Annotated in this window: 22 protein-coding genes; 6 read left to right on the top strand and 16 right to left on the bottom strand. The window is 60.1% G+C overall.

What is annotated here, in order from left to right; all coding sequences use genetic code 11:
- The first annotated feature begins 97 nt into the window (after positions 1–97).
- Together SFU85_11185 and SFU85_11180 are read left to right on the top strand one after the other, a co-directional pair.
- On the top strand, positions 98–970 hold the full coding sequence (locus SFU85_11185) for a rhomboid family intramembrane serine protease (protein MDX6767340.1): 873 nt from the start codon (positions 98–100) through the stop codon (positions 968–970).
- Positions 970–1,470 (top strand): 8-oxo-dGTP diphosphatase, encoded by a 501-nt coding sequence (locus SFU85_11180; protein MDX6767339.1) that lies wholly within the window; start codon positions 970–972, stop codon positions 1,468–1,470. Before SFU85_11185 ends, SFU85_11180 begins: the two co-directional genes overlap by 1 nt.
- 29 nt (positions 1,471–1,499) lie before the next feature.
- Here SFU85_11180 and ndk read toward each other — a convergent pair whose 3' ends face one another.
- The 7 genes from ndk to SFU85_11145 form a co-directional block, all read right to left on the bottom strand.
- Positions 1,500–1,919, bottom strand: a complete 420-nt coding sequence (ndk, locus tag SFU85_11175; GenBank protein MDX6767338.1) for a nucleoside-diphosphate kinase — start codon at positions 1,917–1,919, stop codon at positions 1,500–1,502.
- A gap of 259 nt (positions 1,920–2,178) precedes the next feature.
- Positions 2,179–4,092, bottom strand: a complete 1,914-nt coding sequence (locus SFU85_11170; GenBank protein MDX6767337.1) for an O-antigen ligase family protein — start codon at positions 4,090–4,092, stop codon at positions 2,179–2,181.
- Positions 4,093–4,101: 9 nt separating this feature from the next.
- Positions 4,102–4,563 (bottom strand): KH domain-containing protein, encoded by a 462-nt coding sequence (locus SFU85_11165; protein MDX6767336.1) that lies wholly within the window; start codon positions 4,561–4,563, stop codon positions 4,102–4,104.
- 39 nt (positions 4,564–4,602) lie between these two features.
- Complete coding sequence (gene yidC, locus SFU85_11160; GenBank protein ID MDX6767335.1) at positions 4,603–6,411, bottom strand: membrane protein insertase YidC; 1,809 nt, start codon at positions 6,409–6,411, stop codon at positions 4,603–4,605.
- 31 nt (positions 6,412–6,442) lie between these two features.
- Positions 6,443–6,829 (bottom strand): ribonuclease P protein component, encoded by a 387-nt coding sequence (rnpA, locus tag SFU85_11155; GenBank protein MDX6767334.1) that lies wholly within the window; start codon positions 6,827–6,829, stop codon positions 6,443–6,445.
- Positions 6,807–6,980, bottom strand: a complete 174-nt coding sequence (rpmH, locus tag SFU85_11150) for a 50S ribosomal protein L34 (GenBank protein ID MDX6767333.1) — start codon at positions 6,978–6,980, stop codon at positions 6,807–6,809. Before rpmH ends, rnpA begins: the two co-directional genes overlap by 23 nt.
- Positions 6,981–7,068: 88 nt before the next feature.
- Positions 7,069–7,245 carry a hypothetical protein gene (locus tag SFU85_11145; GenBank protein MDX6767332.1) on the bottom strand — a complete coding sequence of 59 codons (177 nt, stop codon included), beginning with the start codon at positions 7,243–7,245 and terminating at the stop codon, positions 7,069–7,071.
- Between the two features lie 96 nt (positions 7,246–7,341).
- On the opposite strand from SFU85_11145, the gene SFU85_11140 reads away from it, so the two are divergent.
- Positions 7,342–7,827, top strand: a complete 486-nt coding sequence (locus SFU85_11140) for a DUF456 domain-containing protein (protein ID MDX6767331.1) — start codon at positions 7,342–7,344, stop codon at positions 7,825–7,827.
- An 11-nt stretch (positions 7,828–7,838) separates the two neighbouring features.
- Here the strand turns inward: SFU85_11140 and SFU85_11135 are convergent, their stop codons facing one another.
- The 3 genes from SFU85_11135 to SFU85_11125 all read right to left on the bottom strand — a co-directional run bounded on the left by SFU85_11135 (position 7,839) and on the right by SFU85_11125 (position 10,858).
- Entirely contained in the window at positions 7,839–8,594 is a 756-nt protein-coding gene (locus SFU85_11135; GenBank protein ID MDX6767330.1) for a SprT family zinc-dependent metalloprotease, read from the bottom strand.
- A 177-nt stretch (positions 8,595–8,771) separates the two neighbouring features.
- The gene (locus SFU85_11130) at positions 8,772–9,926 is read right to left on the bottom strand and encodes a metallophosphoesterase (GenBank protein MDX6767329.1); all 1,155 of its coding nucleotides are present in this window, start codon (positions 9,924–9,926) and stop codon (positions 8,772–8,774) included.
- A gap of 131 nt (positions 9,927–10,057) precedes the next feature.
- Complete coding sequence (locus tag SFU85_11125) at positions 10,058–10,858, bottom strand: PEP-CTERM sorting domain-containing protein (protein ID MDX6767328.1); 801 nt, start codon at positions 10,856–10,858, stop codon at positions 10,058–10,060.
- 487 nt (positions 10,859–11,345) lie between these two features.
- Between SFU85_11125 and SFU85_11120 the strand changes: the two genes are divergently transcribed.
- Positions 11,346–12,689, top strand: coding sequence for a response regulator (locus SFU85_11120; protein ID MDX6767327.1), 1,344 nt, complete (start codon positions 11,346–11,348; stop codon positions 12,687–12,689).
- Positions 12,690–12,898: 209 nt separating this feature from the next.
- Here SFU85_11120 and SFU85_11115 read toward each other — a convergent pair whose 3' ends face one another.
- From SFU85_11115 to SFU85_11105, 3 genes are all read right to left on the bottom strand, one after another.
- Entirely contained in the window at positions 12,899–13,537 is a 639-nt protein-coding gene (locus tag SFU85_11115; GenBank protein ID MDX6767326.1) for a nitroreductase family protein, read from the bottom strand.
- Between the two features lie 261 nt (positions 13,538–13,798).
- The gene (locus SFU85_11110) at positions 13,799–15,739 is read right to left on the bottom strand and encodes a hypothetical protein (GenBank protein MDX6767325.1); all 1,941 of its coding nucleotides are present in this window, start codon (positions 15,737–15,739) and stop codon (positions 13,799–13,801) included.
- Positions 15,729–15,899: a hypothetical protein gene (locus SFU85_11105; GenBank protein ID MDX6767324.1), complete on the bottom strand. Its 171-nt coding sequence runs from the start codon at positions 15,897–15,899 to the stop codon at positions 15,729–15,731. Before SFU85_11105 ends, SFU85_11110 begins: the two co-directional genes overlap by 11 nt.
- 222 nt (positions 15,900–16,121) lie before the next feature.
- Here SFU85_11105 and SFU85_11100 point away from each other — a divergent pair, with 222 nt between their 5' ends.
- A complete protein-coding gene (locus SFU85_11100; protein ID MDX6767323.1) occupies positions 16,122–17,891 on the top strand; it encodes an ABC transporter ATP-binding protein in 1,770 nt (589 codons plus the stop codon).
- A 65-nt stretch (positions 17,892–17,956) separates the two neighbouring features.
- On the opposite strand, the gene SFU85_11095 is transcribed toward SFU85_11100, so the two are convergent.
- Both SFU85_11095 and SFU85_11090 read right to left on the bottom strand, forming a co-directional pair.
- Positions 17,957–18,325: a rhodanese-like domain-containing protein gene (locus tag SFU85_11095; GenBank protein MDX6767322.1), complete on the bottom strand. Its 369-nt coding sequence runs from the start codon at positions 18,323–18,325 to the stop codon at positions 17,957–17,959.
- A gap of 47 nt (positions 18,326–18,372) precedes the next feature.
- Positions 18,373–18,939: a DUF1802 family protein gene (locus SFU85_11090; GenBank protein ID MDX6767321.1), complete on the bottom strand. Its 567-nt coding sequence runs from the start codon at positions 18,937–18,939 to the stop codon at positions 18,373–18,375.
- Between the two features lie 113 nt (positions 18,940–19,052).
- Between SFU85_11090 and SFU85_11085 the strand changes: the two genes are divergently transcribed.
- The gene (locus SFU85_11085; protein ID MDX6767320.1) at positions 19,053–19,907 is read left to right on the top strand and encodes a hypothetical protein; all 855 of its coding nucleotides are present in this window, start codon (positions 19,053–19,055) and stop codon (positions 19,905–19,907) included.
- Between the two features lie 298 nt (positions 19,908–20,205).
- Here the strand turns inward: SFU85_11085 and meaB are convergent, their stop codons facing one another.
- Positions 20,206–21,189, bottom strand: coding sequence for a methylmalonyl Co-A mutase-associated GTPase MeaB (gene meaB / locus SFU85_11080; GenBank protein ID MDX6767319.1), 984 nt, complete (start codon positions 21,187–21,189; stop codon positions 20,206–20,208).
- Positions 21,190–21,245 lie beyond the last annotated feature (56 nt).

Below are 21,245 nucleotides of genomic sequence, written 5' to 3'. Positions count from 1 at the left end.
ACCCGAAGTTCGCCAAGACATATGGTTTTTGGCGGGGCCCGGAGGCGTCTTTGTTCCGGTCTTGCCCCGGGAGGGCGGTTGGGATAGGTTCCGGGTCATGTCTTATCATCGGTGGCCATCGTCCTCGGGTTCCTCCGAACCGTTGACCTACATCCGCGGGGTGGCCCTAGATGTGACCACATTGATCACCCTCGTCCATGTGGCGGGCATGCTGGTGGTGGCCTTGCTCTTGACCACCAAGCAGACGGCTTGGGTCGAGGCGGCCAAATTCGACACATCCTTTCTCGCCTCCGGGCGGCCCTGGTCCCTCTTCACCTACGCCTTCTGCCACGACATCACGCGCGAAAGCATCTTTTTTGCCGTGCAAATGCTGATGTTTTTCTGGTTCGGCCGCGAGGTGGAGCGATTCATTGGCAGGAGTGCCTTTGCCTGGTTCTACGCCCTGCTCTGCCTGATGCCCCCGGTCGGTCTGGCCGCACTCAATCTCTTCGTCCCCCTCCACGCCAGCGGGTTCATCGAGGGATCCTCGACCATCCATTTGGCGGTGTTTGTCGGTTTTGCCATCATCTATCCCAATGCCCAGCTTCTCTTCGGCATCCTGGCCAAGTGGATGGCGGTGGTTTTTCTGGCCATTTCCACCCTGGTCTACTTGGTGGGCCATGATTGGTTCCTGTTGCTTTACTTCTGGCTGACCATGTCGGTGGCCTGGAGCATGCTCCGTTTTGCCGGGGTCGGCGGGGGCTTCGGGTGGTGGAACGCCGTCGAATCCTGGCGGATGCAACGCCGGGAGCGGAAGATCGACCAGCGCCGCGCCCGCAACCAGCTGGAACGCGCGGTCGAGGAACAGACGGTTGACGAGATCTTGGAAAAAATTTCCCGCAACGGCATGGCCAGTTTGAACGAGCGCGACCGGGCGGTGCTGGAACGCACCCGGCAAAAGCTGGTCCGCCGGGATGCCGGCCAGGATTGATGGAAACCCCTTCCCGTCCTCTTTATCTTCCTTACTGGGAAACCGGGGAGTCCCCGCGTGAACGCGCGGTGCTTTGTTTCATCATCCGGGAGGAACGCATCCTCTTGATCCGGAAAAAACGCGGTTTGGGTGCCGGCAAAATCAACGCCCCGGGCGGACGGATCGAACCCGGAGAAAGCGCCCTCCAAGCCGCGGTGAGGGAAACCCGGGAAGAAGTCGGCCTGTTTCCCGAAGATCCGGTCCTCGCCGGCGAGTTGTTTTTCCAATTCGCCGACGGGCATTCCATTCATTGCGCCGTCTTCACGGCCAGGGGATGTTCCGGCGAGATGGTGGAAACCGACGAGGCCGAGCCCTTTTGGGAGTCCGTGGAAAAGATCCCTTACGCCCAGATGTGGGCAGACGACATTTACTGGATTCCCGAGATGCTGGCCGGAAGATTGTTCGCCGGATATTTCACCTTTGACGGAGACCGGATCACCAGCCATCGGATGGTGCCCTAGTTGTCCTCAGCCCAGAGTCTGAATCCGAATCAATAGGCGAAGACTTCGGCGGGCAGGAAGAAGCGCTGGATTTCCAGGGCGGCGTTTTCCGGGGAGTCGGAGGCGTGGACGACGTTGACCATGACGCTCTTGCCGAGGTCGCCGCGGATGGTGCCTTTGGCCGCCTTGGTGCTGTCGGTGGGACCGAGGAGTTCGCGGATGCGTTCGACGGCTTTGTCGCCTTCGAGGATGAGGGCGATGACGGGGGCGGACTGCATGAAGTTCTTGATTTCGGGGTAAAACGGCTTGGAGGCCACATGGGCGTAGTGTTCGGCCAGGATGGCGTCGGTGAGGCGGATCATCTTGCAGCCGCGGATGGCGAAACCGGCTTTTTCAAAGCGCCCGATGACTTCGCCGCAGTGGCTGTTTTTCAGGCAATCGGGCTTCAAAAGGATGAGGGTCTTTTCCATAAGGTTCCCCAAGCTAGCCATGGCGGCGTTTTTGGAAAGCGCATTTTGAAGGGCGAACGGAACGATTCAGTTGGTTTACCACAGAGGACACAGAGGGCACAGAGGAAGAAAGGGGTTGGGTAGTTATCCTTTTTGATCAGCATGCGATGAAGTTGAATCGAGCGTCCACTCAGTAGGGATTGTTCGCCGCTCTTTTGTAGACCCTGTTTTCAACTCTGTGTTCACTGTGTCCTCTGTGGTTCAACAGCATCCTTCCGCCTTAGCGACGGAGGGATTTTTCGAGTTTCTGGATGGTCATGAGGGCGAACTGTCGCAGGGCGGGATCTTCGCGCGGATCGAGGGGCATGGAGGCGGAGAAGCGAAATTGATCAAGTGCAGCACCAATGTCGCCGCTTTCCAAAAGGTGCAGGCCGTAGTGGAAGCGGAAGTAACGATTGTGGGGCTGCAGACTAATGGCTTTTTGGAAAGCCAGCTCGGCTTCGGCGCTGCGTTGCAGGATGTCGAGGATCATGGCCTGTTTGACCAGAAGGGTGTCCTCCAAGGGGGCGGCTTGGTGGGCCCTTTGGTAGTACATGAGGGATCGTTTGCCCAGATCTTCCCTTGCCCGCAGAAGTTCTAGGGAACCGGGACTTTGGCTCAATTCGCTCCCCAGCTTGGCCGCGCGCACACGGTAAGCATCGCCGATCCGCTCCAGCTGCGGGTAGGCATTCGGGTCCAGAGCGTAGAGTTGCTCGCCCAGACGCCGGAGGTCGGCGTCTGCCAGGGGGGTGAAATCCTTTTCCTTGGTGGGGACGAGGCGGAGGGCCCGTCCGGTTTGCCAGGCGGTTGCCGTGGTGTAGCCGCTGGCGGCGAGCGCGGCGAGTGCGGCCAAGACCAAGGCCAGACGGGGAAGTCGCACGGATGGAAGGTGTTTTTCTTCGTGGTGGGTGCGCATGACGGCAGCGGCCAGAATAATAAAAAAGGCCACGGCGCAGGCAGGGATGTGGAGGCTGAAATCAAAGACCGAGTGGATGGCCATGGCCGCCAGTGCGGCCCAGCCCAGGCGGACCAGAAGGAGGTCGCGTTCGTGCGTGCCGGTGCGGGATTTGCGGCGCAGTTCGACGATGACGCAGGTGAGGAAAACCAGGATCAAGCCGAGCCCGACGGCTCCGTAGTCCACCAGCGTGTTGAAGTAATCGCAGTGGGCGTAGAGGGCGCGTGTTTGCAAGACCAGCCCGTGGTGGCGCAGATAAAGAAAGTCGTAACCACCGACCCCGTGGCCCCACCAAGGAGCCATCTGCCAGATATGCAGGCTGACCTCGGCCAATAGTTGGCGAATATCTCCACGGACCATTCCGTCGATCCGTTCCATGACGAACGGGTTTTTGATCACCACGACCACCGCACCGGCAGCGACGGTGATGGCGGCGGTGAGTTTCCACCACCAGCGGATTTCCGCTTTGCGGAAGAGGAACCAGGCGACCACGCCCATGCCGGTGACCCAGGCGAGGTAGCCGCCGCGGGAAATGGAAAAGTAGAGTCCGGTGGTGAGCAGGGCGGCCAGGTAATAGAGGAAGATGCGCAGGGGCCAGGGCAGGCGGGAATAGGAACCGATGAAAAGGCAGCAGAGGGCGGCCATGACCATGAGGTTGGCGAAATGGTTCGGGCAACCAAAGGTGCCGGAGACGCGCTCTTGATAATTCGGCCGTGGCAGACCCCAGATGAGGTGGGTTGGGTTGTTGCGGTTGATCAGGGCATAGATACAACTGGCCAGGGCGACGGCCACCAAGAGACCGATCAGGGCCATGGCCCAGTGCCGGTTGGGCATCCCGTAACGGACGAAGAGGAAGATGGCGGCATAGGTCAAGATCCAGAGCCATTCGAGGCGCGCGGGGTATTCCACCGGAGTGGTGGTGTAGCGCCATCCGGCGTAGGCCAGGAAGAGGAAGACCGCGAGGTCGATGGGATCACCGGAAGCTTTACGCTGGGTGAAATTGAGCGCGCAGATGGCCGCCACCACTGCCCAGAGGGCGCCGCCCGCCATCTGCAACCAGGTGCCAATGGCCGGATAGACCCCGCCCCAGTGGAGAACGGAAACAGAGAGTATGGCCGCCGTCAGGGCCGTCCCAAAAGCGCCCAGGGTAAGACGCAGGAACGGCTCCCGCCCGGAGAGGATCGCCGTCGGGGCGTTCACGGGGTGATCCTAGGAGGAAGCGGGGCGTTTGCGCAAGGTGATCCGTTTGATGCGGGAATCGTCCTGGGGACTGACCGACTGAACATCGGGGTCGTCCTTGAAGAGATTGTGCACCAGGCGTCGTTCGAAGGAATTCATCGGGCGCAACACGACCTCCTGGCCGCTGCTGCGGACCTGTTCGGCAGCCTCACGGACCTCGGCCAGCATGTGGTCGACCAGTTGCTGGCGGAAGTTTTCCACGTCGACGATCACCCGCGGGGCGGCTTCTTCGTCGCGGGTGAGGATGCGGTTGAGGAGGTATTGCAGGTCGTCGATGACCCGGCCGTTGCGTCCGATGAGGCGGGCGGATTCACGGGTGAAGACGTGGAGGGTGCGGCCCGAAGGGCGCTCCTCTTCCCGGATCTCGAAAGTGAAACCCAGGTGACCGAGCATGAGCTCGAGTGTTTCGCGTGGGGAATATCCGGATTGCATAAAGAGACGTACGGTCGTTCAGGGGGCGTTCAGAATCGTTCAAAGTCCGAATTTGCCCCGGGCTTTTCGGGCCTTGCGTCGTTGCTGGGCCTCGACTTTGAGGGCCTCGAGGGTCGGGGCTGCCTGGGACATGTTGACCTTGATTTGCACGATGGAAAGGAGGTTCTGCACCGTCCAATAGAGGGAGAGTGCCGAACTGAAGTTATAACAGAAGAGGAGGAAGATCAACGGCATGAACTTCAGGATTTTCATGGAGGGATTGTCGACACCCTGGGGTTGCGGGGTGATCTGCATGCTCCAATACATGGTGGCGGCCATGACCAGGGGCATGGGGTTGACCGGGAGTTCCAGGCCCGGGATGGGGAGGTGGAAGATGGTATCGGGCTTGGAGAGGTCGTGGATCCAGAGGAAACCGGCGTGGCGCAGTTCCGTGGCGCTGAGCAACATGTAGTAAAAGCCGAGGAAGACGGGGAACTGGAGGAGCATGGGCAGGCAGCCGCCGAGGGGGTTGACCCCGTAATCCTGGTAAACCTTGAGCATCTCCTCGTTGAGCTTGGTCGGGTTGTCCTTGTATTTGTCCTGCAATTCCTTGATCAGGGGGGCCACCGTCTGCATGCGCTTCATGCTTTTGTTGGCCTGTCCCTGGGGCCACCAGAGGACCGCCTTGATCAGGACGGTGAGGATGATGATGGTGAGACCGTAATTGCCCACGAAGCTGTGGACGAGATTCATGAAGGTGAGGAGCGGGCGGCTGATCCAGGCCATCCAGCCGAATTCCATCACCTCGTCCATGCGGTCGGGCAGGGTGCGAAGGCGGCGGTCTTCCTTCGGGCCGGCGTAGACGAGAAAATCCTGTTTGTAGGAGGCCCCGGCGGCGGCCTGGATACCCGGGATGGTCAACTCCCCGACCAGCCCGTCGGGCACGGCTTCATTTTTGGGACGCAACTCCGGGAAAAGCCTGCGGGTGGCGGAGACGTGGGAGGCGTTGAAGTCGATGCAGTCAACGATGACGGCAAAGAACTGACTTTTGAGCGAGGCCCACTGGATGGCCTGGCCGGGTTTGCTTTCGATGATGCTTTTGCCCTGGCTCATCTGGATGCCGAGCAGGTGGAATCCGTCGAATTCGGGGACTTTGTGTTTGGTGTAGCCGCCTTCCGGGGTGTGCCAGGAGACGCCGACATACGGGCGTTCCGCCGATGTTTGGTAGACAGACGTGGCGGTGCCCAAATCGAGGGTATATGGCGGTAGGACGAGGGGGTTGGGGGAACGGTTGAAGACCGTTTGTGAAAGATCGATGCGGTAATCGGGTCCGAGTTTGTAGGTGCGGGTCAGGATGACGCCGGGTTGGACTTGGCGGGAAAAGGTGATCTGTTGGGCGTCGGCGCTGTCGACGGTGTAGAGGCTGAGATCGTGCTGGGGGTCCCAGCCGCGAAGGTTGAGCAGGGGGAGTTGGGCCGCGCCGTTGAGCACGACGGGGTTTTCCCCATCAGCCCGGTGTTCTTTGAGGGAGACGGTGCGGATGGCGCCGCCGAGGGAGGAGAATTCCACCCGGACGAGATCGTTTTCCAAGAGGAGCCGTTGTTCGTTACCGGCTTCACTGCGGGGCGGGGTGACCGCTTCGAGCAAAGCGGGGGTTTGGGCCGAAGCAGCAGCGGGGGCTGGGGCGTTTGGGATGGCCGGGTTGCTGGGGCTGCCTGGATTGAGACCGGAGGCATCGGGGGGGGATGCAGTCTGGTTGCCGGTGAGCGCGGGCCCTGGCCGGTTGGGGTAGAAATGATTGACCAGCGGTCCCCAGCCCAAGAGGAGCAGGAAACAGATGATGACAGCGATCCAACTTGTACGGTCCATGAAATCTCCAATTGTCCGATGAGGGCGGGAATCAGGGCTCCCCGCAGTCACGGGCCCCGGTGGTCAATCCCGCTTTGCGGTAGAGCCGGAGCAGTTCTTCCCGCAGGACGGCGAATTCCGCGGGCGCCGCATTCTGCCGGGCGATCCATACGGATTGCAATCCCGGGATGAGGTGGGATTGGGCAAAGCGACGATAAATTTCGCGCAGTCGGCGTTTGAGGCGGTTGCGGGCGACCGCGCCGCCGCAGGCTTTTCCGATGACAAAGGCGGCCCGGGTGGGATGCGCGGGGTCGGTCAGGTAATTACAGACCAAAAAGCGGCCGACGACGCGCTGGCCGTCCCGCCGGATACGGTCGAAATCTTGGCGCTGGCGCAGGATACGATCCCGCCCCAGTTCAAGCCTGGGTGTGGCGGGCAAATTTGCGCTCCACGCCCTTGGGCAAGAGGCGTTTGCGTCCGGCTTTGCGACGGCGTGAAAGGGTGGCGCGTCCGCGCTTGGTGCGGGTTTTGGCGAGGAATCCGTGCTGGCGCTTGCGGGTGCGTTTGGACGGGCGGTAGGTCGGTTGCATAGTCTTGTTCGGTTGATAAAGGGGCCGAAGATTAACCATCGCACGGTCGAAGTCAACCTGCGATATGGGGTTCTATGTGCCGGGGGGGTCAGGAATCTTTCCGCAGCCGTTTGAGCAGGTCGCCCACTTGGTCGTAGGCCACCTTCTGGGCTTTGGATTTCGCACCCTTCTTGTACACCTTGGCCAGCAGGACCAGGATCTTGAGTAGTTTGCGCTTTTCCCGGCGCACTTCCGAGGGTTTCGGTTCGTCGTTTTTCTTGGCCATGACTCCACGCTGGCAAATCCCCGGGGGCAAAGCACGTTACGATTCCATGAAGGGGAGGGCTTTCAGACAGTCGGTTTGTGGGCTAGGATGCGGACGATGGAACTTTTAGTCTGGATTCTGGTTGTGGCGGCCATGGTGGTGGGATTGGCCGGGGTGGTGTTGCCGGTGCTTCCGGGTCAGATACTGATTTGGGGGGCGGCGATCCTGCACAAAATTTATTTCCCGGACGTGTTGTCGTGGTGGACCATTGCCCTGATGGGTGTGGCCGTTTTGGTGGGCACGGTCATCGAGTGGGCCTCGGGGGTGGCGGGGGTGAAGTGGTTCGGCGGGACCAAGTGGGGGATGGCCGGGGCGGTGATTGGCGGCCTGGTCGGTTTGTTTTTCGGCCTGCTCCCCGGATTGCTCATCGGCCCGCTGATCGGGGCGGTGATTGCGGAAATGATCTTCGCACGACGGACCTTGAAGGATTCGTCCAAGGCCGGTCTCGGCGTGGCAGCGGGCTTGGCCGTATCGACCGTGGCCAAGCTCGCGCTGGCTCTCCTGATGATCGCGGCTTTCTTTGCCGATGCCCTGCTTTTTTGAGGATCCCCGAGTTACATGCCCAGGCGTGCGGCGTGGGTTTTGATCCAGCGTTCGTGCTCCGGGTAATCCGGGCAGACGCGCGCCACTTCCTGCCAGTAACGGGCGGAGTGGTTCATTTCGCGCCGGTGCATCAACTCGTGCAGGATGATGTAGTCGCGGACCGCCGGGGGCATCTGGATGAGGCGCCAGTTCAGGGAGATACGACCGGCCACCGAACAGGAACCCCAGCGGGAACTCTGGTTGCGCACGGTGACCTCGCGGATCGAGACCCCTTCGCGTGCCGCCAGTTCATCGACCCGCCCCGGGAGCTCCCGGGCCGCCAGCTTGCGCAGCAGGGCCTCGGCCACGGTGCGAAGGTTCTCGCCCGGCTGGCGCAGACGGATGGATTCCGAGCCGATGCGCAGAAGGTGGCTGCCGCCCTCATGCACGACTTCCAAGGGAAAGGCTTCGCCGCGGAGGAGGATTTCCGTTCCAGGGGGCCAGGTCTTGGGGACGACCGGGCGGGCTTGGAGCTTGGACCATTGGCGCTCGATCCAGCCGGTGCGGCTGCGTACGAATCGCCAGGCTTCCGCCTTTGATCCGCGACCCGGCAAGGTCACGGCCACGGTGCCGTCCGTGCGCAGGCGCATGACGTATTGCCGGGCACGTGGGTTGCGACGGAAGACGACGGGGAAATCCCGCCCGGAGAGGGGGAGGCAACCCTCCGCCGCGGTTTGCGGGGTGGGGTTGGTGATTTGAAAAAGGAAATGGGTCTGCTCGGACGACACTCTGGAAGGGTAAGACAAAACCGGCTTTGTACAAACTCTTCTTGTGGGACTTCTTAATCAAAACAGGGCCCGTCTGCAGCGGGTAAACGGCTGATGAAGCAGAAAAGGTCTGATCCGCGTGCGCGGGTATGATGCCCAGTCAAAAGCGATCTGGTATGGACCATTCCTTGGGCGCCATCACTTGTCCCATTCGATCAACACGATTTCGCTTCGGCTGCTGGTGCGGACCTGCGGACCCCAGGCGCCAGCGCCACAGGAGACGTAAACCTGGGTTTGGCCGAAAGCCCGCAGTCCGTGACTGACGGGAAAGAGACGTTGGGTGATCCATTGGAAGGGCCAGAACTGGCCGTGGTGGGTATGGCCGCAGAGCAACAGGTCGGCTCCGGCCTCCACCGCCTCAGGAATGCGCACGGGTTGGTGATCGAGGACGATCAGGGGCTTGGAACGATCCGTGCCGCGCAGGATCCCGGCCAGAGACATGCCGGCACCGGCGCCGAAGCGCGGTCCGGCGATGTCTTCGCGGCCCGCCACCACGACTGGGCCGAGGTCGACCGCTTGGTCTCGCAAAACGGTGATGCCACAGGATTCAAGCCAGGCCACCGCCCGGTCGGCCCCGGAAATCCACTCGTGATTGCCGGTGACGGCGATGACCCCAAGGGGGGCGCGCAACTGTTTCAAGAGGCCGGCAAAAGCGATGCCGCGCGGTGTGTGGAAGAGGTCTTCATCGATCACGTCGCCAGGAAGAAGGATCAGATCCGGTTTCAGTTCGTTGATTTGATCGACGACGCGGTTCAGGCGTTCCGGGGAGACCAGGGCGCAGAGGTGGAGGTCGGAGGCGACGGCCAAGCGGAGGGGACTGGATGGAGGAATAGACGAATGGAAAGAAGAAGTGGAAGAGCGGGGGAGGGACACGGAGCGGACGGCGGGGAACAGGACATTCAGGTGGCCGACGAAAAGGACGGCGGCGGTGAGCAGGCCGAGGGTGATGAAATAGATCCGTCCAGTAGGGAGGAGGTCGGGAGCGTAACCGGGCAGGAAGCGGAAAGTCAGAAGGAAAACGTCCGCGACCACACAGCCGAGGAAGAGATACGTCATGGCACCGAGCCACCACGAGCCGAGGTGAAGCAAGGGTGTGGACAACGAGGGGGCGTGGGTTTCCAATGCCCGCCCGGCCACATAGGCGGTCCCGAGGAAGAGAAAGAGCGGGATGAGGAGGAAACGAGGCCAGCCACCGGGGAGCAGGGACCAGAGGTGGACAGCGATGAAGGTGTGAATCAGGGACAGGAGGGAGAGGACAACGCTGAGAAAGGTCAGCCAGGAGGACAAGGACATGCGGTAAATGTAGCCTCTTTCTCCGGCAGGCCAAGTGGGACGGGTTCATCCACCGTGGTCTCGGCAACGGCGAAAAAGCAAAAACCCCATCCGGGGAACCGGACGGGGTTTTTTGAAAGAAGCGGAAACGATCAGGCTTTCTTGCCGCGGAAGCGGCGGAGGGCCGCCAGACCGACCAAGCCACCGGCCACGAGGGCGAAGGTGGACGGTTCGGGGACGACAGTAACAGTCAAATTATCAAAAGATCTATCCTGTGCAGCTCCAGTTGTATGTAGCGACCAAACACCCGAAAAACCGAGAGTTGCGCCTACGCCAGTATTATTGACCGTAGTTGCGCCGAGTTGGGTGGTCTCGAGCAAGGGGTCGCTCCAACTAGATCCGGTGGAACCGAACAAAGACCACGCATCCGTCAGAGGATTAAAGACCACGCGAAGGTTTCCGTATTGGTTTGCAGTAAAAGACGCTCCAGAAGCAATTGCAGTGGTTGTACCGTTAACTCCTCCAGTAAAGTAAATCAACTCGAAAGGATCTGTAGATGGAGAATTACCGCCTACACGAACGGCATAGCCACTAGCCGTAGAAAAGTTGGATGAATCAGCTGCCAATACAAATGCCATCCTATTAGTGCTTGAAGGGTCTGTGGTCAATGTCCGCATGTTGATTGCCCACTGAACATTGTTAGAATTATTTGTAAGTGTAGTGTTATATGGAGAGGAATATGTGGAGGTTGAAGTGTATGCCCATGTTTGGCCGGACACGCCAGCATTATCAACTAGCAGCACGCCACTGCTAAATGATGCCGTTCCTGTTACGGTAGATTGGGACGTCCAATTAGTTGAAAATGTTCCTCCCATATTGTCCGAAAAGACAACCTGCGCTTGGGCAGAAAGATTTAGTCCAAGAGCCATCATGCTGAGTAATATTTTTTTCATTTTCGTTTTTCTCCGAATCGGTTGGTTTTTCGTTTTTTGGGTGTCCTCACAACGTTTCCACCCAATTGCCCGAAACTCTTCTGAGAACCTATTAATCCTGATGGCAGCAAGTGGCGTTCCTTTGTACGGAAAGAAACAATTTCATGGCAAATAATTTGACAAATATCAGCCGATAAGCGGACTTTGGGTGCTGCAACCTCCGCTTCGCGATCAGCCGGTCTGGGCAAACGCATCAAAATCGTTCTGCAATGAAGTATTTGGATTTGAGGAGCGCGGGCGTCCCGCCTGCTGGGGCAGGCATCCTGCCTGCCCCCTGATCGGATGAGTAGGCACACGTTGGGCGGGACGCCCAACGCAGCAGGCGAGACGCCTGCGCCCCTGCCAACCAAAGGCATTGCCATGCTAAAGTTTGAAGTGCGTTCTCCCTGGTCAATCGGGTGTGAATTAATCACAAGCACCATGGTGCGCTTTATGCTAGAGATGCCTCATGTCGCTTCAGGTGCTCCTCTACGAGCCGGATCCGGGTCTGGGCGGGTTGCTGGAATCTCTCATCTTCCATGTCGCCCCGGAGGCGCTTTTGCACCAGGCCTCTTCGCTGTTTGAAGCCCAGCGCATTGCGGGCGCGGCCAAGCCGGATGTGTTGGTTCTGGACCTGGAGGCGGGCCAGGAAGCCCACGATCTGCTGATGGATTTCCGGACCTACCATCCCCTGGCCCGGATGTTGTTGTTGGTGCCGCAGAATCTTCCGGAGGGATTCGAAAACGCCCTCCGTTCTGGGGCCGTCCACTTCCTGCCCAAGCCCTTCACCTCGGAACAGGCGGCGGTCATGCTGTCCTGGTTGCTCAATCCCGGGAGTCTGGCCGCGGATTCGTTTTACCAAGCACACCTGCACCACGTCAGTTTGCTCGAGGTGCTGCAAATGAAGATCCAGGGGGGATTCACCACCCAATTGGAGATCGTCAGTTCGGTCGGTCCCCGGGGACGCATCATCCTCGAGCAGGGTAAAATTGTCCACGCGGTGGCGGGCTCGCTCCAAGGGGAAACGGCCTTCGAGGAAATTCTTTGCTGGCGCGGAGGGGCCATCACGGAGAGTCCCGCCCCGGTGCCCGTTTTCCATTCCATCACGATCGATAGCCCGTCTCTTCTCCTCGATGCTGCGCGTCTATTGGACCAAAAAATGCAATCCCAGGCCCAGGCTTCCGCCGAAGCCGTTGCCGGGGGGAACGTCGCCGCCGCGGCTTTCGCTGAACGGGTGGTGTCCCTCGGCGGGGTGGACGAGGAGGAACAAACCCGCTTCCTGGCCCTGCCGAAAATTCTGGTGGTCGATGACAACCCGATGATTCTGCAATGTGCCGAGGAAATGCTGGTGCACACCTGGCCTTCGCACGCGATCATCGGCGTGGAAACGGGGGCCGAGGGCATGGAGTGCGCGCAACTCTACCGTCCCCAGGTCATCCTGTTGGATTATGCCCTGCCGGACTTCAACGGGGACGCCTTCGCGGCCAAACTGCGCACCGATCCCGAGCTGGGGGGCATCCCGATTGTGTTGATGTCCGGCTTTCCCGACCAGATCCGGACCGCCTCCTTGAACCACCCCAACATCATCGGCACCCTGGCCAAGCCTTTTATGATGAAAGAGCTGGTGCAGCAGGTGAAAAAAGCCATGGAGTTTCCGCCACCACCAGTGCATCCGGAGGTTCGTCAAAGCTTGCGCGCGGCCGGCGGTCTGACCACGCGGATCATGCAGCGGCATTTGCGCCAGCGGCCGATCGGAGCCGCCACGCCCCACCGGTCGACCGTGCGCATCAGCCACCTTCCCGAGCGGGGCTGAGTTGGAACGATCCTCTTTTCACCGCAAAGGGCGCGACAAACGCGAAGCAGAAACACCGGATCAAAAAATAGCAATGAAGTCATCCTGCCCCGATACGGATCGGGGAGGGATTCAGGCTGACCGATCGGTGCGTGGAGCTTTAACAGCCAACACCCGAATGACATCGCGTTCTTCGCGCTCTTCGCGGTGAGCAACTGCATTGTGAAATCTCAGGCCAGTTTTTCGTGGGCCACGGTGATGGACTGGGGCAGGCGTCCGGGATGGCCCGGAGCCACCTCGATGTAGCCAACCGGTAGGACCAAAGCCACCGCGATATCCGGGTCGTTTTCCACGCCGAGAACTTTTTTCACGCCGGCCTCGTCCCAGCCGTTCATGAAACAGGAGCCGAGTCCGAGGGATTGGGCGGCCAGGGCACAGGTGGTGGCGGCAATGAGGGCGTCCTTGACGGCGTATTCGCGTTCGAGGCCATGGGTGGCCAGGGCATCTTGGAATCCAGGGGCCGAAGTGCGGATCATCTCAGCCAGTTTTTCCGGCCAGGCACCCTTTTTGACGGCGGACTCCAGGACTTGGTCCATGGTGGACTCCCAGCCGCGGATGGAAACGGTGAAGACAAAAACCACCGGGGCCTGGGTGATTTGTTTCTGTCCCCAAGCGACTGCGGCCAGGGCGGCTTTTTGTTCCGGCGACTGGATGACCACCAGTCGGGTGGGTTGCAAATTGAAGCTGCTCGGCGCTTCGAGCGTCAGGTCAATGACCCGCTGGAGCAGGTCCGGGGGAAGGGGGTCGGACTTGAAGGTCTTGACGGAGCGGCGTTGGAGGATGGCTTCGGAAACGGTGAGTTCGGGCATGGCGGAAGGTAGTTGAAACATGCGCGTTCGGCAAGTGTGGGAGAAGGCGTTCGGATGAAACGTGAGAAGCGGAATCCGTAGCCGGTTCCCGTGGTTGGAGGGCAGAATCGTGGATCCATTCTCTCTGGGAGCGATTTCCACTTAATCAGCACGTTCTGATCTCGTTAATCTTACTCGATCTCGTGCTCGTCCTCTTTATCCCCGAAAGCACGAGAATGAGAAAAAGCATGAGAGCGAGTGGCTGATTAAATGCAACATGCTTTACCGTCCAGCCCCACCCGGATGATCCGGACTGGCTTTAAGTGGCTTCAACAGGCGGAATTGGTCGTTGCTCCAAACCACTTCGGTCTCCGGAATGATTTTAAGGGCCAGTTCCCGGGTTGGATCAAAAGGAGGATTGCGGACCCGGCTCTTTACCGGATAAATCATCAAAACACTCATGATGACCTGGCTGATCTCCCCGTAATCCCCGATATCCAATGTTTTTTGCGCCGCATCGGTAATGGATATGGGCACAAGTATGCGATCAAAGCGGAGTGCCTCATCGGCGCTGCGTTTTACGTCCTGTGGTGAGAACATATCCGGGCACATGGTTGGGAAGTAGGTTGTCCGATAATCCGAACGCAACTTCAGGAATCGGTCCAATGGGTCGCTGATGCGGATCGGGGCCCCCAGGCCATGTGTTTCGGGAATTTTTTCCGCCCAGTCCGGGTAGGGTAGCGGTTTTCCCCAGTTGAACAAAGGCTTGCCGAACATCTTCAGCTGGTGTTGGTGCCATTGCTCTTTCCAATGTTCGAATTCTGTCCGATGACTCGCATGGTAACGGGCTTGTTCCACGGCATTAACGTATTGATGGCGATACATTTTCCAGTAAGAAAACTGTCCAAACAGGCCGAATATGAGAGAAAAGGCCCAAATGCCCAATTTGAAGTGGCGCAGGCTCAGGGAGAACAAGAAGGCAAAGCCCAGAACAAGAATGATCAGCCCGTTGATGAGCACATGCCCGGGATCGCAGCGTCCGAGGGCGGCCGGTAAAAGCACCACCGCCGCGCCTCCGCAAGCCGCAGCGGCGGGGGCCCGTGCGTCGGTCGCGTTCTGCAGGACCGCGCAACCGAGCAGGGGCAGGACGGACAGGCATGCGCCTATGAAAAACAGGTTCTGTAAGTTTGGGTAGATTGGGAAATTCCACGCTCCCGACCCAAAAGAGATCAGCGCATGGAAGTATCCCGATGTCAGCGTATGGACGCTTCCGGCGGAGGCCGCTAGTGAGCATACGATGAGCGAGGCGGTGATGAATTTCCTGGAAATGAGCATCACCACCACCACGGCCAGCATGCCCGCCCAGTAGGCAATGCCCATTTCCGGAGAAATCAAAAAGCAGCCAATGCCACCCCCAAAAATGACCAGGGCAGAAAAAAACATCTTTCCGGGCTGCCGTTCCGCCCCATGCACCAGGTAGCCTGCCATCACCAAGAGGGCAGGGAGAAGGGTGTGCCGGATGGGTATATATTGCATCGCCATCGTTAGGACACACCAGTTGAGCATCAACACAGCCAATACCCAGGGGCGACTTGTATCGGGCAGTCGTATGGCCCGCAGAAAAAGGAAAAGGCAGGCAAAACCACTGATGTAACCCAATGCCAGGCACCAAGCGTAGGCGTTTTCGATGCCGAGTAGTCCCTTGGATAGCCAGTCCAGCAGAAGGGGTGAGTAGATCAGGGCCGGTCCGTAATTGAACTGAAAATCCGCGTAGGGTTTCATTCCCAGGTATATCAAATCTATGCGCGTCAAGAAATAACGCGATTCCCCCCAGTAGGGGGCCACCAAGAAGGCGTTCCAAGCCAGAATGACCCCGGCCATGAGCAGGCTGAACACCATGAGGACGATGTACTCACCCCGGGCTTCACGGTAGCGTGGCCAAAACAAGGGTTTGCGCTCCAGCCAATCGAGGCTTTGCCCGGATGATTGCCTTCTCCATAGAACGACAAACATCAGCGCCATGGCCAGGCAGAGTCCAACGACGGCCGCCCGGTTGGAAAATCCAAAGCTGTAGGATTCACCACATATCGGCATGGGGAGCGGGACATGCCAGGGAATAACAAAAACCGCCGCCAGAGCCAGAATGATACCAAACAATAATGGAACCCGTCGTCCGATCTGATTCGTTATTCCCGGGTTTTTGGGGTGATTTTCAGGATTCATGTTCAGTGGGAAAAAGGGCCTGGATGACGCTACCCGGAAAGGGCTGGGCCGCCAACATACCCCTTCCAGTCTCTTGGTTCACTCCCAATAAATCAACCATGCAATGGTATTCACGGATTTGCCTGCCGATGCGCCGGCCTTCCGCACGGGAGTTGGGCATGCACAAATACTTGAAACCAAACGAGGTCGGGCGGTCAGGGGGGTCACGCCCAATCAAGTGGGACTTCTTCTCCGGCGTGAGTATGAAGTTGGTTGATCCGGCTGGGGTGGAAGGCCGCCGAGTTCACCCACACGGATGTCATTTAGTTTTTGCTCGCCGGATGGGGATCAGCTGCAACTGCGCCCTTTGCCTCCGGCATCTTTGTCGTAAGCTTCATTCCCTATGTCGCCCCTCCTCCGGGTATTTTCCCATGTCCGTTCCTACCGTGGTTTCGCCCTCGGCACCCTGGCCTGTGCGGTGGTTTCCACCCTGGCGGCGATGGCTTATCCCAAACTGACTTCCTGGATCGTCGACCATCTCCAGGCGGGCGGGGATCTCCCGACCCTGGGCTGGATGGTGCTGGGGGTGGTGGCGGCGTTCGCCCTGCGCGACGGCCTCAACGCCCTCCGCATCGTGCTTAACAATACGTTCGAGCAAAATGTCATCCTGGATCTGCGTCTGGCGCTTTATGAGCGCCTGCAACGCCTCCCGCTCGGCTGGTATGACAACCGTTCCTCCGGCGATATCCTGACCCACGTCACCGAGGATGTGACCAACATGGAACGGGTGCTGGTGGATGGAATCGAGCAGGGGGTGGTGGCGGTCCTGCAGATCCTCGGGGTGGGGGCGATCATGTTCTGGATCAATCCCGGACTGACCCTCTGGGCCCTCCTCCCCATCCCGCCCATGTTGGCCGGGGCCTGGTGGTACACCACCACCGCCCACCACCGCTACCGGTTGACCCGCAAGGCCACCTCCGCCCTCAACGCCCTCCTCCTCGACCACTTGCAGGGCATGTTCCAGATCAAGTCGTTCGGAAGGGAGGACCGCGAGTTCGGCCACTTTCGCGACAAAGCCGACGCCCTCCGCCAGGCGACGTTGGTGGTCATGGGTGCCTGGGCCCGTTACAACCCGGCGATGAACTTCCTCTCTTTCACCGGCATCGGCATCGTCCTTTGGTTTGGTGGACAGGACGTGCTGCGCGGGGGCGGACAGTTCACCCTCGGCCAACTCACCGGCTTCCTGCTCTACATCGGGATGTTCTACGAGCCGATCAACCGCCTGCACGGCCTCAACCAATTGTTCCAATCCGGCCGGGCCGCGGCCGAGCGGGTCTACGGCATCCTTGACGCGCCCGGCGAATCCGAACCCGATTCCACCTCCTTGTCCACCCTCCCTCCACCCCGCGGCACGGCGCGCGACGTGGTCCTGGAAGATGTCTGCTTCGAATACCAGAAAGACCGGCAGGTGCTGCACCACATCGATTTGCGGGCGCGTCCGGGGATGACCGTGGCCTTGGTCGGTCCGACCGGCGCGGGCAAGACCTCGCTGGTCAAGCTGCTCCCGAGGTTTTATCCCTTGAAAAGCGGACGGGTCCTCATCGACGGTGTCCCCCACGACCGACTGACACTGAAAGAACTGCGCTCCCAGGTGGGCATCGTTTCCCAGGAGCCCTTTCTCTTCAATGCCACCGTGCGCGAGAACCTGTTGTTCGGCCGTCCCGAGGCGGATGAGGCCGCCCTGTGGAAGGCCCTGACGGCGGCCAACGCCGAACCCTTCGTGAGGGCCCTGCCCGAAGGGCTGGACACCGTGGTGGGTGAGCGGGGAGTTAAGTTGAGCCAGGGGGAAAAGCAGCGCGTCTCCATCGCCCGTGCCCTGCCCATGAATCCGCCCATCCTCATCCTCGACGAGGCCACGGCCAGCGTGGACACCGAGACCGAGCGCCTGATCCAACAGGCCTTGGACCGGCTGTTGGCGGAGCGGACATCGTTTGTCATCGCCCACCGCCTGTCGACCGTGCGCCGGGCGGATTTGATCTGCGTCCTGCAACAGGGCCGAATCACCGAGCGCGGGACGCACGAGGAATTGCTCGCCTTGGACGGCCTCTACGCCCGCCTCTGCCGGGCCCAGTCAGCCGCGACGATTGAGGAAGCGTTCGAGAAGAGTCTTTGAAAGAATAAACCTTTGAATGGATGCCCCCTGTAGCCGGGTAATCCCTTCCCCGGCCTCAGGGAAGCTCAACCTGCGCTGATCGGGTAGTTGCATGCGTTCCATGCCCGCCAGCCGCCGGCCATGGACTTCACCTGGGTGTAGCCCATTTTCTGGAGATTGAGTGCCGCAAGGGTGGAGCGGTAGCCGCCGCCGCAATAAAGGATGATGGGCCGGGACTTGTCAGGCACGGCCACCTCGATGTCGCGTTCGAGGACCCCGCGCCCCAGATGGGTGGCCCCCTGGATGATTCCTTGGGCGGCTTCCCGGTCTTCACGCACATCGATCACCAGGGTGGTGCCTGCTTGGAGGGCGGTGAGCGTTTCCTCGGGCGAGATTTCGGTGATCTGGCGGCGGGCGTCTTCGCAGAGGGCTTGGAATCCGGGGGAGTGGGTCATGGGGGTGTCTAGTTTTAAGTCTTAAGCATTAAGCATTAAGTTTTAAGTTAAGAAGATGGATTAGCAAGGATCTGAAGGATCTTCTGGCGCTCGGCTTCAAAGGTGGGGTCGTCTTGGACGGGCCGGAGGTCGGACGTCGGGGGGGATTGTTCCAGGGCGATCCAGGATTTGCAGCCGGCGTAGGCAGGGGAGGGTGCGAGGGGGAAGGGGGAGGGCAGGGTGGAGACACGCACGATCATGGCAAAAAGGCCGGGGGTCGAGCCGTAGTGCCAGCGACGGGTGATTTCTTCGGGTGCCCAGAGGTGAAAGGCATCGAGTGCGGACAGACTGGCGGGGTTGTGCAGACGGAAGACGTCCGAGACCAGGGCATGGAATTGGATGGGAATGGATGGGGTGTCCAAGGGCAAGGGTAAATGCGGTGGGACTGTCTTCAGTTTGTCGGATTCGGGGTGGAAGAGGGTGGGGTAAAGCCAGAAGGCGGGATGTTCAGGCCGGAAGCCGCCGGGCCCCTCGGCGATGCCGCCCTTGCGCAGGAGGAGGATCTGGGAGCCGGACCCGAGGGCGGAGACGATGGGGGACCATTCCTTGTAGGCATGTTGGCCTGGGGTGGACATGGAGGACACCCTAAACCGGGGCTGGTCTGGGCTCAAGGTTCCGCTTGAGGGCTTTGGGCGGGGGTTGCATGATCCCCCGGATGTCTGAGGGCCAAGGTGCACTGTTTCCGCTCATGCTTTATTCCAGGGGTGTCAGCTTGGAACGGGAAGATGCGGGGGGTGTCCGTGCCCGGCTGCGAGATCCCGGAGGAGTTGGCCCGTGGGGATCGCCCGCTTTGCCCCTTTATCTTGACCGCCGGATTGCCGGGGAGCGCTACCTGGTTCTGCCCTCCCTGAACCCGGATTTGGACCGTCTCCTGGTGTTAGGCAAGGTGCTGCAGCCGACCGACGAGGAACCCGAGCCGGGGCAATACGCCGAGGGGTGGGAATTCCAATCGGTGAAGGCCTTTCCCGGCGGCATGGCTTGGCAACTGGTCCGGCGGGAAGGGTTGGATTGCCACCGCTTGGTGGTGGCTGACGAACCCGGGGAATGGTATTACGCCCATGAACCGGCTTTGTTCTGGGATGGGGAGGGCCGGTTGGCGGCCGTGATCTTCATGCCGGGGCAGGGAGGACAGGCCCCTAGCGGTTGTTTGTTGGAAGTGATGGAAGAGTGGCCCGGGAAACCCGAGGACCCACCCCTGGGGATGAACGGATTGCTTTATCTGCGTTCCGAGCCGAAGCCGGGCACCAGTCACGCGACCGCCATCGCCAAGATCACGCTCGAAGGCGGGGTGATCCGCCACATCGACCTGCTGATCGGTCATTCCGCGGCTTATGCACGATTTCCTGATCTGGGGGCTGGTGAGATGGAGATTGTGGAGTGGACCGCCTTCCTGAGCCAGCGGGTGGAATGGCCGTGTTGGAACACACTATTCGAACCCAAACGATTGATCTGGCAACCGGCTGCGGATTACCAGCAATTGACCGGGATGCTCTGGGCCGAAGAGGTCCCGATGCATCTGCTCTTTCCCAGCGGGGCACTTTAGAACGCTTTTTGCCTAATCTGCCCGCTCGTTCACGTTCCCTCTCTCCTGTTCTCAGGACCGAGAGAAAGAGCACGAGAGCGAGTAATACCAGATTAAAATGACTGAGCGGCAGAATAAACGGGAGGGCGAGGCTCCTGCCGAGCCGGTTTGATGTCTCTATTCCAAGGTCGGCTCAGCCCCGAAGGCTTACGGGGGAGCCAGGAGCTTCGCCCTCCCATAAGGCACTTTTTCACCCGCTCAATTCAATTTGGTATAAGAGAAACGAGTGGAAACCACTGCCAATTAAACGCAATGCGCTCTAAATGGGCGTCGTGCGATAGGCGCGAAGAAGTTGTTGGGCAGCTTCGGTGGGGGTGACGAGCCCCGAGCGGACCTGCTCGCCCAGCTTCGACAGCAGGGGCTGGACCGAGGGGTGTCTTTGGAAATCCAGTTCCAACTGTTCGCGCACCTGGGCAAGCATCCACTCGACGGATTGTTGTTCCCGGCGGGTGCGCAACACCCCGCGTGGTTCCAGAAGTTGGTAGAATGTTTCAACCGTTTTCCAGAAGTCGGCGATGCCCTCGTTTTGCAGGGCACTGGCAAGAAGGCACGGGGGTTTCCAGCCGGGGGTGGCGCTGTGGAGATAATGCAGTGCCGAATGGTATTCGGCCTGGGTGCGTTCGGCGGCATGGCGGCTTTCGCCGTCGGCTTTGTTGACCACCACGGCGTCGGCCATTTCCACAATGCCCTTCTTGATCCCCTGGAGTTCGTCGCCGGTGTGCGGCGCGAGCAGGAGGAGGAAGAAATCGGTCATCGAGCGCACGGTGGTTTCGCTTTGCCCGGTGCCGACCGTTTCGATGAGGACCGGATCGAAGCCGAAGGCCTCGCACAGAAGGAGGGTTTCCCGGGTCTTGCGCGTCACCCCGCCAAGCGTGCCGCCGGAGGGGGATGGGCGGATGAAGGCGTTGGGGTCGACGGACAATTGCTCCATGCGGGTTTTGTCGCCCAGGATGCTGCCGCCGGTGCGGGTGGAGGAGGGGTCGACGGCCAAGACGGCGATTTTTTTTCCTGATCGCGTGAGGTGGAGGCCGAGGGTCTCGATGAAGGTGGACTTGCCCACGCCGGGGACACCGGAGATGCCGATGCGTTTGGCGCGACCGGTGTGGGGGAGAAGGCGGGCGACCAGTTCCCGCGCGGGGGCTTCGTGCTTGGGGGCGTTGGATTCGACCAGCGTGATCGCCCGGGCCAGCAAAGTACGGTTGCCGGCCAGGATGCCCTCAGCCAATTGTTGAGCGGGAAACATGGAGAGAGATTAACCGCGAAGGGCGCGAAGAACGCCAAGTGTATTTGAATATAAAA

It is taken from the genome of Candidatus Methylacidiphilales bacterium (assembly GCA_033875315.1).
In the GTDB taxonomy this organism is placed as follows: Bacteria; Verrucomicrobiota; Verrucomicrobiia; order Methylacidiphilales; family CAZTYG01; genus JANRJG01.
The sequence above is the reverse complement of the archived record's forward strand: the minus strand, read 5'-3'. Positions and strand labels throughout refer to the sequence as shown.

Excerpts from the sequence above, each read along its gene's own strand:
- SFU85_11180 (MDX6767339.1), top strand. The coding sequence starts at position 970 with ATGGAAACCCCTTCCCGTCCTCTTTATCTTCCTTACTGGGAAACCGGG.
- SFU85_11105 (MDX6767324.1), bottom strand. The coding sequence starts at position 15,899 with ATGCCCAACTCCCGTGCGGAAGGCCGGCGCATCGGCAGGCAAATCCGT.
- rpmH (MDX6767333.1), bottom strand. The coding sequence starts at position 6,980 with ATGCAACCGACCTACCGCCCGTCCAAACGCACCCGCAAGCGCCAGCAC.
- SFU85_11165 (MDX6767336.1), bottom strand. The coding sequence starts at position 4,563 with ATGCAATCCGGATATTCCCCACGCGAAACACTCGAGCTCATGCTCGGT.
- meaB (MDX6767319.1), bottom strand. The coding sequence starts at position 21,189 with ATGTTTCCCGCTCAACAATTGGCTGAGGGCATCCTGGCCGGCAACCGT.
- SFU85_11125 (MDX6767328.1), bottom strand. The coding sequence starts at position 10,858 with ATGAAAAAAATATTACTCAGCATGATGGCTCTTGGACTAAATCTTTCT.
- SFU85_11120 (MDX6767327.1), top strand. The coding sequence starts at position 11,346 with ATGTCGCTTCAGGTGCTCCTCTACGAGCCGGATCCGGGTCTGGGCGGG.
- SFU85_11140 (MDX6767331.1), top strand. The coding sequence starts at position 7,342 with ATGGAACTTTTAGTCTGGATTCTGGTTGTGGCGGCCATGGTGGTGGGA.
- ndk (MDX6767338.1), bottom strand. The coding sequence starts at position 1,919 with ATGGAAAAGACCCTCATCCTTTTGAAGCCCGATTGCCTGAAAAACAGC.
- SFU85_11145 (MDX6767332.1), bottom strand. The coding sequence starts at position 7,245 with ATGGCCAAGAAAAACGACGAACCGAAACCCTCGGAAGTGCGCCGGGAA.
- SFU85_11110 (MDX6767325.1), bottom strand. The coding sequence starts at position 15,739 with ATGAATCCTGAAAATCACCCCAAAAACCCGGGAATAACGAATCAGATC.
- SFU85_11085 (MDX6767320.1), top strand. The coding sequence starts at position 19,053 with ATGCTTTATTCCAGGGGTGTCAGCTTGGAACGGGAAGATGCGGGGGGT.
- SFU85_11130 (MDX6767329.1), bottom strand. The coding sequence starts at position 9,926 with ATGTCCTTGTCCTCCTGGCTGACCTTTCTCAGCGTTGTCCTCTCCCTC.
- yidC (MDX6767335.1), bottom strand. The coding sequence starts at position 6,411 with ATGGACCGTACAAGTTGGATCGCTGTCATCATCTGTTTCCTGCTCCTC.
- SFU85_11115 (MDX6767326.1), bottom strand. The coding sequence starts at position 13,537 with ATGCCCGAACTCACCGTTTCCGAAGCCATCCTCCAACGCCGCTCCGTC.
- SFU85_11090 (MDX6767321.1), bottom strand. The coding sequence starts at position 18,939 with ATGTCCACCCCAGGCCAACATGCCTACAAGGAATGGTCCCCCATCGTC.
- SFU85_11095 (MDX6767322.1), bottom strand. The coding sequence starts at position 18,325 with ATGACCCACTCCCCCGGATTCCAAGCCCTCTGCGAAGACGCCCGCCGC.
- SFU85_11100 (MDX6767323.1), top strand. The coding sequence starts at position 16,122 with ATGTCGCCCCTCCTCCGGGTATTTTCCCATGTCCGTTCCTACCGTGGT.
- SFU85_11185 (MDX6767340.1), top strand. The coding sequence starts at position 98 with ATGTCTTATCATCGGTGGCCATCGTCCTCGGGTTCCTCCGAACCGTTG.